The sequence below is a fragment of the Mucilaginibacter sp. GW821-FHT07H05 genome (assembly GCF_059418485.1).
Window position 1 is genome coordinate 581,735 of record NZ_JBWKPY010000001.1, and the last position, 14,328, is coordinate 596,062.

General features: G+C 41.9%; 6 protein-coding genes. 2 read left to right on the forward strand and 4 right to left on the reverse strand.

Translation table 11 applies throughout. From position 1 onward, the window contains the following. Positions 1-126: 126 nt before the first annotated feature. The 4 genes from AC07M6_RS02490 to AC07M6_RS02505 all read right to left on the reverse strand — a co-directional run bounded on the left by AC07M6_RS02490 (position 127) and on the right by AC07M6_RS02505 (position 8,185). The gene (locus AC07M6_RS02490; protein WP_494887287.1) at positions 127-1,701 is read right to left on the reverse strand and encodes a DUF5060 domain-containing protein; all 1,575 of its coding nucleotides are present in this window, start codon (positions 1,699-1,701) and stop codon (positions 127-129) included. Positions 1,702-1,863: 162 nt separating this feature from the next. Further along, positions 1,864-3,936: a RagB/SusD family nutrient uptake outer membrane protein gene (locus AC07M6_RS02495; RefSeq protein ID WP_494887289.1), complete on the reverse strand. Its 2,073-nt coding sequence runs from the start codon at positions 3,934-3,936 to the stop codon at positions 1,864-1,866. A gap of 49 nt (positions 3,937-3,985) precedes the next feature. Next, a complete protein-coding gene (locus tag AC07M6_RS02500; protein ID WP_494887290.1) occupies positions 3,986-7,249 on the reverse strand; it encodes a SusC/RagA family TonB-linked outer membrane protein in 3,264 nt (1,087 codons plus the stop codon). A gap of 51 nt (positions 7,250-7,300) precedes the next feature. Continuing rightward, positions 7,301-8,185 (reverse strand): AraC family transcriptional regulator, encoded by an 885-nt coding sequence (locus tag AC07M6_RS02505; RefSeq protein ID WP_494887292.1) that lies wholly within the window; start codon positions 8,183-8,185, stop codon positions 7,301-7,303. A gap of 637 nt (positions 8,186-8,822) precedes the next feature. Between AC07M6_RS02505 and AC07M6_RS02510 the strand changes: the two genes are divergently transcribed. Together AC07M6_RS02510 and AC07M6_RS02515 are read left to right on the forward strand one after the other, a co-directional pair. After that, positions 8,823-13,160 (forward strand): two-component regulator propeller domain-containing protein, encoded by a 4,338-nt coding sequence (locus AC07M6_RS02510; protein WP_494887294.1) that lies wholly within the window; start codon positions 8,823-8,825, stop codon positions 13,158-13,160. A 539-nt stretch (positions 13,161-13,699) separates the two neighbouring features. Beyond that, positions 13,700-14,290 carry an RNA polymerase sigma factor gene (locus AC07M6_RS02515; RefSeq protein ID WP_494887296.1) on the forward strand — a complete coding sequence of 197 codons (591 nt, stop codon included), beginning with the start codon at positions 13,700-13,702 and terminating at the stop codon, positions 14,288-14,290. Positions 14,291-14,328 lie beyond the last annotated feature (38 nt).

Genomic DNA, 14,328 nt, shown 5'->3' on the forward strand with positions numbered 1-14,328 from the left:
TCGGGTTTTTGAACCGTATTACTTTGCTGTTGGGCAGCAACCGGCAATGTAAATACTGCAGTCAGTGCGATCAAGCCAGCACAAATGAACAAAGATTTCATATACTTAATTAAGCGGTCATCGCAGTTATGGCTGATCTTCGTTCAGTTCATTTCTCTTGATTTTTTTAGAATTTGGGGTATCCTTATCAATCCGCGTAATTCTTAAAGCTATATAAGGCCTGCCTGGCAGTTTAATTTTTTGCTGCTGTTTATCATCAAACAAATAGTTATCCATCTTTTTAATCTCGAAAGTATTACCTGCCTGGCTAATTGTCATGTTCCAGGTGTCAATAATTTCCACCTTAAATTTCATTCCTTCGGTCAGCATGGCTTTTGGCAGCTTAAAAGGCCATTCAGTAGGTTTATCCCGGCCAAAGTAAATCAGGTAATATTCGCCATATTTACCAATATAATTCGGAGTGTAATAGTGGTCAATAGGCTCAAATCCGTCGCGCGGCGCGGCTTCCATAATCTTTTTCAGGAAAGCGATGCGTGCAGGACTTTCGCCGGCCAGTTTACCGCCGCCGCCAATCCAACCGGTAGGCGATGAATCGCCATGTGTGGCATATCCGCCCCCGATGTAAGCGTTCCAGAAACGGAAGGTTAACTCTTCGCCCGTCAATTGGCCCCAGCGTCTGTTAATAGCCCCTTCGTAATTAATTTCATCGTTAACAATGGGTTTTTTGTAAATATCGCGCAGCAGCGATGTTCCCCACGGGGCCTTTACCACATTATAATATTGCAGGCTTACATGGGTAACCCAGGGTTTGCTGTAATCATACACACGGTCTGCATTGTGAATGGAGCGCAAATGGTTATACGGATCGGCCTTTTGCACCACCTGAAAATAGCGGTCCCAGTCTTCATCTGTTAAATGTTTAATAAAACTATTCTCGTTGCACATGCTCCACCATATATTATGATAGGCTGCAAAACGGGCAACCATATATTTGATGAAGCGGATGTTAGTTTCATCGTCCATCATATCAAAGCCCCATTTATCTTTATCATACGGGCGAAAAAGAATCAGATCGGCCTCAACCCCAATATCGGCCAGTTGCTTTATGTTATCTTCCAGTCCTTTAAAAAATTGGGGGTTGAATCGCGAAAAATCAAAATTTTCTTTCCCGGTACCTACAAAAGGAAAAACACTTAGCTTGCCCGGCCCCTTGGCATAATAATCGCTGTACGGCGGAACTGCCAGCATGCGCGCCTTATTAAACGGCGATGCCTTAAGCGATTCAATGGTTTGTTTCCGGCGTTCGGCATCGCGGAACGCCCATTCATAAATAGTAGTACCAAATGGGATATAAGCCGTACTATCCGCATAAGCGAATTGATATTGGTGGCTTACCCTAACCGGCCCGTGTGTGTTTTTCCCGGCAGGGGTGCAAATAAATTCACCTCGTTTCTTATCAAGTTCATTATGGTTGCTGATAGTGGTGTAGGTCCAGGTGCCCTCCTCATCGGGCATAAATCTTATTTTATAAATGCCATTGCCGTCATAAAATCCGTCGGGGCGGTATATTTTGTCCCCATGTCTGAACTCAGCCTTCAGCTGTGTGTTTAAGAAAGGATTGCCGGCATCAGTGCCTTTTAACACAAGTTCAAACACGCCCCATTTTTCTGTTTTATCCTGTGCTTTTATCAGGATTGGCATTAACACCAACAGTGCAAATGTTATAAAAGTTGACTTTAATATGCTCATTATAGTGGGTAGTATTCTGATAAAACAGTAAAAAACCGCCCGGCCGTTCGGCCGGGCGGCATCAATTTGAAAATCCTGTACAGGTCTGTCAAATAACCCTATACGGGCTTATTATTAATACCCATTAGTCCCAAATTCACTCGCATTATTAATTTGGCTCAGGAAGCTGAACGGAATAGGACGGTTATAATATATGGCTGGTTTAAAGTTGGCAGCAGCTGTAGCATTGTATGCAGCTAACCGGCTCTCAAATGCTTTCTCGCGTTTTAAAAGTGCCCAGCGGCTATATTCGCCGCACAATTCGCGGGCATATTCATCAAAAACATCGTTTATAGTAGCGTTGGTTAACATCATTCCGGTTGCTGCATTAAAATCAGCAGGGTTTCTACATGCACGCTGCCTTAATACATTTAAATATTGAGCCGCTGCCGCGCCGTTGCCGCCAGCGTGAATAGTAGCCTCGGCCGCGATCAGGTAAACTTCTGCCATACGCATAATCATAATGTTGCCTAACTTTTGCTGGAAGTTGCCGCCCAGCCAGCCACCATCAAAATTATGGTTAAACTTCATCATGGCCGGGAACAAGTTGGCCAGCGCCGTGTTCGGCAGCCCGTTAGTTGAGGTAACTGCCTTGTAGGTACTGCCTGTCGCGTCTGACGGATCGAACAGGTCATCGATGTTCACGGTTACATACCTGCGTAATTTTTTGTCTGCAGTAGTAAGCGCGTCTTTGCTTAAATAAACAAAAAACCGGTCTTCGTCCTGAGCCAGCGGGTATGGGTGCACATTGGCATTTGGGATACTGGTTAAAACCGAGATACTGCCCGAATGATCGCCTTTTGGCCAGATGGAAGGAACGTATTGCCAGGTAGCATTTGCCGAGGCATTACGTGCATTTACGTCTGCATAGGGATAGATGACCTGACCTATATGCGAGGCATCAATGCCATATTTGGTGCACATGGCAGCTGTCAGCGTAACAGATGCCGCCGCGTAAGTAACATTTGCCGGACTTGGAGCGCCGCTGCCAAGACTACTGATGGCCTGCACGCCCGAATAGTTTGCAAAGGCCGTTACGAAGGTGTTTTCCCAACGCTTATCATACGCCGCGTTAAAGCAATTGATCAGGTATTTGGTAGGCGCTACAAATTGTTGGTTTAAGCGCCCGTAATAACCGTTAGATGTGTTTGAGTTTACACTTCTTTTAAACAAATCGGCCGTGCCGAATGCATCATCCAATTTTGGATAATAATGCAGATAAATATTGGGTTTAGCGTTACCGGTGAAGACATCGTATGATGGATCGTAAGGGTTAAGTCCATAGGCTGTAAACAAAGCTTCAGCGTTATTCCTGTTATTGGCAGCAGCAAATACCTGCGCAAAATCAGTATACATAGCGGCATTGTATGAACCCTTGTTATTAATTAAGTCGTCTGCAACTTCTTTAGCACGCTGCCAGTAAGATTTTCCGTTCTCGGTTAGCCCTTCGCCTGCACCCTGGACATAAGCACGCGCAAGTAAGCCAAGTGCGGCCTTTTTAGTTACACGCGCTGCATTGTTTTGATACGGTGTTACCGGTAGGTCCGCGGCCGCACTTGTCAGGTCGGCGATGATCTGGGTATAAATCTGAGGGATTGGGGTGCGTTCGGGGGTTAAACTTTTTTGCGGATCGTCGTTTATAATTAGTGGGACACTGCCAAACTGCGCAACTATTACCGAATAATAATACGCCCGCAAACACTTAGTTTCGGCTACCAGGGTCTTTATATCAGCGGCATTGGCAGCGCCGTCTGTTAACTGGGTTGAAAGCGCGATGGTTTTATTACAGGCCGCCACCGATCCCCACGCAAAATCCCACACGTTTTTTATGATGCCCGAACTTGTAGTGAATGCTTCATAAGCCATGATATCCTTGTACTGGTTATGGTTGTTGTATGAAAATGTCCATAAATCGGTACCAACTTCCGAAACCAATCCATACTGCAGGCCTATGAGCGAGCCCCAAAGCCCGGTATAACAGTTGCTTTGATAGGCTTTCCAGCCCGTAAAATTAGTAAGTACATTTTGCTCTGATAAAGAAGTTGGGTTGAACTCATCTAATTTTTTACATGACGATACGCTTAGTGTAACAAGCCACAAGCATAATCCGCATTTATAGATCCTTCGTTTGATATGTTGATTTTTCATGTTTGTATTTTTTATTGGTTTTCAGCTATAAGATTTTGCCGATTTTATATTAAAGTGTTACGTTTAAACCCAGTACAATCTGTTTAGTTAACGGATAAGCAAGGCCACCATTCATTTCAGGGTCGTAATCCTTTAAGAAATGACTTTTTGCAATGATCAACGGATTGGTAATGGTACCATACACACGGAACCTTTGCAGGGATATCTTTTTGGCTATATGGGTTGGCAATGTGTAACCAAGCGTAATATTTTTAACTTTAAAGAACGACCCGTCCACATAATTTAAACCCGAAAAACCGATCATGGTTGAACTGCTGGCTAAGTAGTTCATCACCGGGAAATCATTTGAAGGGTTAGTTGGTGTCCAATAGTTAAAAGATGCCGGGAATGTCCGTGAAGGGCTTGCATTGGTTGCAAATCCATTTGGCTGGTACCATCCCATCATATTGTAACTGATAGTTTGCCCCCAGCGCATATAAGTATACACGGTCAAATCGAAACTCTTGTATTTGAACTGGTTTTGAAATCCCAGCGACCAATCGGGGCTGTTATGTCCAACAGTTTGATAATCGTTGGCACTGTAGTTATATAGCGAAGTTGCTGCCGTAAGCGTGGGGTTAAATTTTTGGGCCGCAGCCAGATTGGCGTAGTAATAAGTGGTTACGCCATTAATTTGCTTAGTGTAAACGCCAGGTGCAACATGAGTCATCCCCGGAACGTCAACCATTATATCGCCCGGGCGCTTGCCAAATGCCGCCGCATCCGCTTCCTGGCCAATTTGCCAAATGCCATCTATCTTAAAGTTACGGAAAGAATTTACCGGCTGACCGAGTGTAAGCGTGTATGGAGTATTGGTGTTAGTGAGATTATCTGAAAAGCCGTTGGTTATTTTAAGGATCTTCTCCCGGTTGCGCGAATAGGCGATTGACGATGACCATTCAAAATCTTTGGTAACTATATTGCGTGTGTTTAGCGCTACCTCAATCCCTTTATTGTTGGTTTGCGCTATATTGATGTTGGTAAGATAATTGGTGCCGGGCGTGTAGGTGCCATAAATACTGGGCAGGGATACAGAATAAATAACGCCGTTGGTATTGGTATTATAATAATCTAACGCCAGGTTGATACGGTTACCGAAAACAGAAGCATCTAAACCAATATTGGTAGTTGTTGATTTTTCCCAGGTTAGATCGGGGTTAGTGAGATACTGCGAGCTTTTATAGATGGCAGTAGTTGAGCCACCTAACGAAGAGTTGCCCGACTCTACGTTAGATACCGAACTGTACGGATCAATTTTAGCGGTACCTGTAATACCCCAGCTTCCGCGAAGCTTCAGGTCGTCAAGCCAGCTTTTGCTGAAATCCATAAATTTCTCCTGCGATATCCTCCAGCCGGCAGAAAGCGCCGGGAAATTATCCCAGCGGTTTGTGGAGTACAAAACCGATGCCCCATCGCGGCGTACCGTGGCCGAGAAAAGATATTTGCCCTGGTATGAGTAATTAACACGGCCGATCAAACCAAAGGTTTTTGACATGGTATATGATGACGTAGCCGTAGTATTTACATCGCCGGTAAACTTATACCACTCAAAATTATTTGAGGTGATATTACTCTGGTTTTGTTGGGTATTGGTGTTTTGATTGTAGTAATATGAAGTAACACCGGTGAATGTCAGTTCGTGGTCTTGTTTTATTTTCATGTTGTACGTCAGGATGTTTTCCCACTGCAGCCCCTGGTAACGGTTTTGAGTGATACTCGCCTTTGCAATGTTGGCATTTGCATAAGTGTACGATACAGAACCAATGCCATCAAACCGGTAAGTGTTGGAATAATCCATATGGACGCCCGCGCGCGATAAAATGCTTAACCCTTTTATCGGCTTTACTTCTACATAAGGGTTAAAAAACACCTTGGTGTTGTTATCAACGTTTGCATAAACACCGGGCTGATAATCGAGCAGCAGGTTATACACGTTATTGCCAAGGTTGGTATTTAGTGTGCCATCGGTGTTGTAGGGTTGTATAAGCGGGTCAGTAGTCAGGGCGTTTTCCAACTTATCCTGGGCTTTGTTTCTAATTACGTACGATGCCTGCAGGTTAGCGCCAATGGATACCCATTTTTTTATTTTATGATCTAAGCGCATACTGGTTGAATATTGTTTATAATCATCGCCCCTGTACTGGCCGGTTTCGTTCTGAAGGTTTAAGGATACATACGCTTTGGTGTTTTCAGACCCTCCCGAAGCGGCTAAACTATAGTTTTGCGTGCTGGGATTTTTTTGCAGTAAAACTTTCGCCCAATCAACAAACTGATTTTGCTGGTAAAGGGCATATCTTTGGGCACCGAAAATTGTTGCATCGTCTGCCGGCGATTGCCAAAGCGCTCCGGTGGTTGTCCATTTACTGTTAGCAGCATCATATACATAACTGTAAGCATCCCGTTTGGCTTTCAAATAATCGTCTCCGGTAACCATCTTGGGCGTAACAGACCAGCCATTATAACCGTAATACGAGTTGAAATCGATATTCATTTTACCCGATTTGCCGCTTTTTGTGGTGATAATAATAACACCATTAGCGCCGGCAGAACCATAAACGGCAGTTGATGAAGCGTCTTTCAATACATCGATAGATTCGATATCATTAGCATTGATGGTTGCATAATCTCCCGGCAAACCATCGATGATAAACAGCGGCGTACCGCTGGACGTGAATGACCGGGTGCCACGCAGCTGTATATTTACCCCGGCGCCAGCCTGCCCTGATGTGCGGGTAATATCCAGCCCGGGCACTCTTCCCTGCAATGATTCCACAGGATTGGGGCCTGGCCTCGCCGTAATGTCTTCTGCTTTAACCGAAACGACAGACCCGGTCAGGTCACGTTTTTTTGTAGTACCAAAACCAATAACTACTACTTCATTGAGCGCTGAATTTCCTTCTTCCAGGATAATTTTAATACTGGTTCGGTTATTTACCGGCACTTCCTGTGTTTTATAACCGATAAAGCTAATTATCAATACATCGCTGCCTGATGCGGCTGTTATAGTAAACTCGCCGTTAGTGTTGGTAGCAACACTTTTACCAGTGTTTTTGTCTTTAACGGTAGCACCCGGGACAGCTAAACCTTTACTATCGGTTACTGTACCTTTAACAATAATGTCGGCAAAATTTTCTGCCTGACGCGTTTCCTCAAAATGTGCCGGCAGATGTGCTGCACGGCCTTGTACAGCAAACACCATCAAAAACGCGGATAAAACCAGGCCATACCTGGAAGGTGATTTTGGAACTGCCTTTTTTTGTAAAGTGGGATTCATAATTTATCGGGTTAGTTATAATTGCATGTTATTAATTAAGATTTCTTTATATCAGCTGGCCCTGCGCCGCTGTGTATAGGTGGTTTTATAGACAAGCGGTGTCATGCCGGTGTGTTTTTTAAAATGCCGGTAAAAATTAGACAGGTTATAAAAACCCGATTCGAAGCAGATAGCTGGTGTAGAAAGCCGGTCTTCGATAATTAATTTACAGGCATGACTAATACGGATCTGGGTAATAAACTGGCTGTAGTTCTTATTGGTCATCAGTTTAAAATACCGGCAAAACGATGCCGTGCTTAGATTCCCTACTGATGCGATTTCCCTTAAGCTTACTTCGCGTTTGAAGTGTTTAAGCGTATGATGGCAGATATCGTTGAACCTTTTGCTCTCCTCTTCAGTACACCGGTATAATGCATTCTTGGAAAAAGCAATTTGATGATACTGGGCTGTTTCCGATAACTCTTTTAAAATCTCCATTAAAGTAATGATGCAGCTAAGCCCGTCTTCATTTAAAAGTCGTTGCATCAGGGCTACAATCCTAACTTTGTCTGTTCCATTTATCAGCATTCCGGCCCGGGCTTTTTCAAATAGTTTTGGCAACAAACAGGCTTCCGGTAAATTGATCAGGTATCGCCCAAGGCAATCGGGCAAAAATTGCAATACAATTGCTTCAACATCCAGTGCATCTTCTTCCACACAATATTCTTTGCTTGGCCGCCAGCAATGCGGCAGGTTTTCACCTAAAAATATAAGTTCTCCTGCCGAGAAATTACGGACGCTATCGGCGATGACGCTAATGCCATCGCCTTTGACAACGTAGTGCAACTCAACTTCGGGATGATAATGCCAAACGCCTTTAAATGCAGGGATAACACCATACCGAATGCTAAATGACTTTTCCTTTTTAGTCTCGATTTTTAATAGAGATGGTCTCATATCAGCATAATCTATTTTTAATGCCGGCCCGAATAACTAATGCTTACAAATGCACCTGATTGCTTGAATTATTGGAGCTATAGCTCCATAACAGTTCGTTTTCAGTAAAATGGCTAAGCAAAATGTTAATGCCGGTGTTACAATTGGTAAGTCTTTTAGAAAAGACTGATGGTAACAAATATCAAATACAGCAAGGGCGACCGGTTTGCGCAAATTGCCCTTTAATTGTACGATTTTATCATGAATAACTTAAGTAATTGATAATCAAATTTTTATAAAAAAAAGCTTATTAGGGTAAATGCAATTGTACCCAGGGGTGCAAAAAAGCATTGCTGTTGGTATAAGGCCTAACAGCAAAATCGAATAAAGTGCAGTTTTGAATATTGAAAACTAAAACATATATTCTTGATTATCATATAATTAACTAAAAACATATAGTGATGGTTGTTGTGCATTGCCATGGATGTCTCCATTTGATACACCCTATATTTATACAAGCAATAGTGATATATTATGGAAATTCACCTGCATTTTGACCCACCAAATAAGACGATATCGCCCCCTCCAAAAAATCTGCTTTTCGTCTGAAAATCTCATCCGGCACCTGCCCAAAGTGTATATTTGGTTACAATAAATTATGAACCGCCGAATCTATTGCTTTACTTTTTTATTTTCCTTCTTTTTTATCCGGGGAGGTGCTCAGGTTAAATATGATGCATTCCATTACGGTACGGAAGACGGATTACCGCAAAAAACGGTAATGGATATTATTCAGGATAAAAAAGGGTTTATGTGGTTTTCAACCTGGGATGGGATCTGCAGCTTTGACGGAAACAGTTTTTACGCTTATAAAGCGGTTAAGAACGGCCGCAGGTTAATGAAAAATAAGATGTACCTGGACAGGTATGGTTTTATATGGGTAAGATCTCATGAAAATGATATTTATCGCTTTGATCCGCGCCACGAAACCTTTTCCACGCCTAATTTTACCGGCATATTAAAAAAAGAAAAGTTCCTTGCAGATAGCGTAATCGTTACTTCATCAGGTACCCTTTGGTTTATTAATAAGCACCTGGGAGGAATTTGTTTTAAAGATTCGGCACTTACGCCAACTTTTATAGCACGTCGGCCAAATAGCCGTATCCATGATGTTTATGTGGATAAAGAACAGAATAGCTGGCTGCTGACAGAAAATGGTCTGTATCAGCTATCTTCCAAACCCGAAATAAAAAACGCATATTTTACTAATGGCCAGAGATTTTTTTGCGCATTGGAAACAGGGCGTGAAATTTTTTTCGCTTCCCGTGCGGGCAGAATCTATATTTATAACAAAGATTCGTCAAAATTCAGGCTGGTTACAGTAGAAACAACGAAGGCGATTCATTCGCTTAAAAAAGTTGACGATAATCGTTTGTTAATTGCAGCTTCAGCGAATGAGTTTTTTATATATGATTGCCGCGACGGTAAAATAGAAAAGCATAAGCTGCCGGATGTTTTGGGCCATCAACCGGCAAGCATCCTTTCTGTTTTTATCGACCATCAAAAAAATGCCTGGTTCGAAACAAACAGACCATCGGATATATTTAAGTTCAGCACCTCTTCCAATACCACCAAATTATTTACAATAAAAAGGGGAGACCTGACAAATGACAACTCTTTTTCTGCGCGTTTCATGATATGGGAAGATATCAATAACCATTTATGGATAAACCCCTCTGATGGCGTATTCTCCTTTTATAATGCCGAAAAAGATCAGCTCATGCCGGTTTCCGATCTTTATCCCTCCAACCCCAGCTACGCTGCTATGGTGCTTTATGCGGCTTTTTCTGATAAGCAAGGTAATTTGTGGATCAGCACCCGGTCTCAGGGACTTGGAAAAATCGTTTTCAGCGATCCTGTGTTTAAGACTTTAACCGTTAACCCCGGTGGCGATAATAATGTCCGCAGTATACTCGAAGATGATCAGCACCGCATTTGGATAGCTACAAAAGGTCAAAAGATTGCTGTTTACTCGCCCGATCTAAAAAAGATCGGATATGTAACCGAAGACGGGGAAATCGGCACGGGAAAGCCATTAAGCGGGGCAGCATATACCATGATGCAGGATGCACATCATAATATATGGATCGGAACAAAAGGAAACGGAGTTTATAAGCTCATTCCAGGCAGCTCAGGCAAAAAATTCAAGATTAGTCATTTCCTTAAGGACAAAAAAGACCCTTACAGCCTGAGCGATGACAAAATATATAAAATTTTTGCCGATAGCCGTAAGCGCATATGGATTGGTACCTATAGCGGCGGGTTAAACCTGGCAGATAATGATATAGAGGGCAGGTTTTATAATTTAAAAAACACATTTACAAATTATCCGGTTAACTACGCTTTCGTCAGGGACATCGCCGAAGATCGTTCGGGTAAATTATATGTCGGCACAACGCAAGGCTTACTGGTATTATCACAAAACAGTGGTAAAAATGGCCTTTTTGGATTAAAAGGGTATAATCAAAAGCTTGGTAGTAAAGGATTTTCCGGTCTTGATGTATTTAATATTTGTACGGCATCAAACGGCAAAATCTATATCGCGGTTTTTGGCGGAGGAATGAACGTGGTTGCCGCTAAGGACGCAGCCGGCTATCCCGCTACGTTTTTTAATTATTCTGAAGCAAATGGACTGGCGTCAAACCTTACCATGCAAATAAAAGAAGACGTGCAGCACAGGCTTTGGATAATCAGTGAATCGGATGTTACCAGGTTTGATCAAAGCAGCAAATCGTTTGAGAATTACAATAATATTAACCGCTTAATTAAAGGAGAAATTTTTTCGGAAGGCGGCGGTATCATTGCTCATTCCGGGCAAATTATGCTGGGGACTACCGGCGGATTGGTAGTTGGTGATCCTTACAAAATTAAAAAAGATACCTTTAAAACATATGTGGCGCTAACAGGACTTCAGCTGGCTAACCGCAACGTACCCATAGGAGCAGGGTCTATTCTTTCCCAGCATATTGATGATACCAAATTACTCCGGCTTAATTATAAACAGAATTTTATCACGCTTGAATTTGCCGCCTTAAACTTCACCGACACCAAACAGATAAAATACGCTTACAAACTGGATGGCGTTGACAGCAGCTGGGTAGATACAAAAGAGCGGAGTGCAAAATATATCAACCTGGCACCCGGAAATTATACATTTCACGTAAGATCAACCAATGGCACGGGTAAGTGGCTTGACAATGATCATATGCTTGAGATTAAAATAGTCCCTGCGTTTTGGCAAACTGGCTGGGCCCTGCTGCTTTACATTGTAACGGGACTGGTCATTATATTTTTTACGGCGCGTGCGGCTGTACTTTTCTTTCGAATGAGGGACCGGCTTCAGTTGGAGCGGGAACAAACGGATATGAAGACAAATTTTTTCACCGATATATCCCACGAAATAAGAACCCCACTGACCATGGTGGTATCGCCGGTAGAAAACATTTTAGTAAATGAGCAAATTAATCCCGCGGTACATCATCAGCTTCAACTGGTTTTAAAAAATGCTAAGAGGATGTTGCGTTTAGTTAACCAGATCCTGGACTTTAGAAAAATACAAAACCAGTTGCTATACGTCAGTGAGACAGCTATTGGCGAATATGTATCCAATATTGCTGTTGACTTTGCGGAAAGTGCGAAACTGGAAAAAATAAACCTTGAAGTAAATGACCGGAGCCGGGGGCAAAAGATTTGGGTTGATCCGGACAGTATCGAAAAGATGATGTTTAACCTGTTGTCGAATGCAGTTAAACACACTCCGCCGAATAAAACGATAGTGGTTGACATTTTTCGCGCCGATTCACAAATCGCGATCCAGGTAAAAGACAGCGGTGCCGGGATGAGCAGCGAAATATTAAAAAAGCTGTTCAGCCGTTTTGTTTCGTACCATCCTGATAAAAATAAACCCAGTACGGGTATTGGTTTATCAATTGTCAAAGAAATAGTTGAACGCCATGGGGCAAAAATCGAGGTAAATAGTGAAGAGAAAAAAGGCAGCACCTTCACCATATTTTTTCAAACAGGGCGCGCACATTTTAAAGATGTTGAAAACGTGATTTTCAGCGATACTATGAAGGTACCCGGAGCGCATCTCAGTCAGCCGCATCTATTGGTGCCCGAACAGCCGGAAGAACCTGCTGGCAGTGATCAGGAAACTATTTTGTTAATTGAGGACGATAACGACCTTAGGGAATATATTGCTGGTTTATTAGCAAAAAATTATCATTTACTCCAGGCCGGCGATGGTGTTTCTGGTTTAACCATAGCCCAAAAGGAAACGCCTGATTTTATAATAAGTGATATTATGATGCCTGAGATGAATGGGATTGAATTTTTGGATGAACTTCGGAAACAACCGGGAACCAGCCATATCCCGCTAATTTTCTTAACCGCTAAAACAGACCCGGATACAGAAATAACTGCCTATGAACATGGTGCAGATGGTTTTATCACGAAACCGTTTAATACGCAGATGCTCAAGTCAAGAATTAAAACCATTATAGAACAAAGGAAGCGTTTATATGATAGCTTCCATCAACAGGCGGAAAGCCCTAATGAAAAAATGCTTGCCCAGCCGAACAATCATTTTATTGATGCTAATAAGCGTTTTTTATCAGCTGTTAAAACAGAAATTGAAAACAATATAAGTGATAATGAATTTAATGTAGATGCCCTTATTTCGGCGATGTCGACGAGCCGCAGTGTATTTGTTAAAAAGATAAAGAGCTTAACAGGGCAAAGTCCGATAGAATTTATGAGGCAGGTAAAAATCAGATATGCCGCAAAGCTTATTGATACACAACAACATTCCATAAAGGAGGTCTCTCATCTGATAGGAATTAACGACACTAAATACTTCTCGCAGCGATTTAAGGAAATTATGGGTGTGCTACCGAGTGAATATAAAAACAAAAATGCGCAGGGGAATAGCGAATAACATCAATAATTCCCGAATTAAACTTATTGATATTCAACTTTTTACATAGTCATTCGGGGCCGTTTTCTCAAAAAACTGTCCCGAATATGCCCGATCAAAAAACACGCCTTCTATTTGAACTCTTTTCAAGTATGGTGGTCAATTTGCCACGAAATAGGGTATAACATATCTCCGAAATACCCACGTAATGGCTCATTCATATAAAATCGCAGTTTGGGACGATTTTTTACAAATTAATCTGAAAACATTAATTTTATCTTAACTTATTACTAAATTTACATTGAATGTTGTAGAGTGAGTAATAGTTTGGCATTGTTGAGGTTTAAAAAGTGTTAATTTTTGAATTTGACGGTAATTTTAGTTTCACTTTGCCTGAAATGAAAGCGCAACTTTTTAAAGTTGCCAAATTTTTAAAAAATGTTCAAAGATTTTCACCTGTATGCAAGAAAAAACATCTGTGAAATTAGATCCGTGAGCGTGTTTTTAAATATTAGATGTGGTGAAAATTGAAATATTAAACAGATTATTATATCCATTTAATGTTAGTAAGGTCGCTAAATAATGAAAGCCAACTGCTCCGCAAAATTGCGGATGGTGATCAGCACGCCTTCAAAATAATTTATGATTACCATCGGCGAACGGTTTATTCAAGAGCACTTTTTTTCCTGAAATCGGAAGCGTTGGCTGAAGAAGTACTTCAGGAAGTAATGCTGAAACTTTGGCAGAGTGCAGGGAAACTTACAGATGAAACTAATCTGGGCGCCTATTTAACCACATTAACACGTAACCGAAGCTTTCAAATACTGCGGCGGCGAGTCCTGGAAGCTAAGACAGAAATTGAACTGCGAAAAGATTGGACAGAAAGCCATAACGAAACAGAGGAGGGAATCTTGCTGACGGATACTCAAAAAATACTTGCCAACGGCATTGCGCTGTTACCCCCTCAACAAAAAATGGTTTATGAACTTTGCCGCGTTGATGGGCTGAAATATGAGCAAGTGGCTCAGAGTATGAATTTAAGCGTTGAAACGGTTAAAAGTTATATGAAACTGGCGCTTCGTTCGCTTAGATCTTACATGAAATCGCATACCGATCTTGCCGCGATTTTAATTATTCTAAAAATTATTTAACTTTTTTTCTTCTTCAATACCCCCTTATCGTCTTTTCA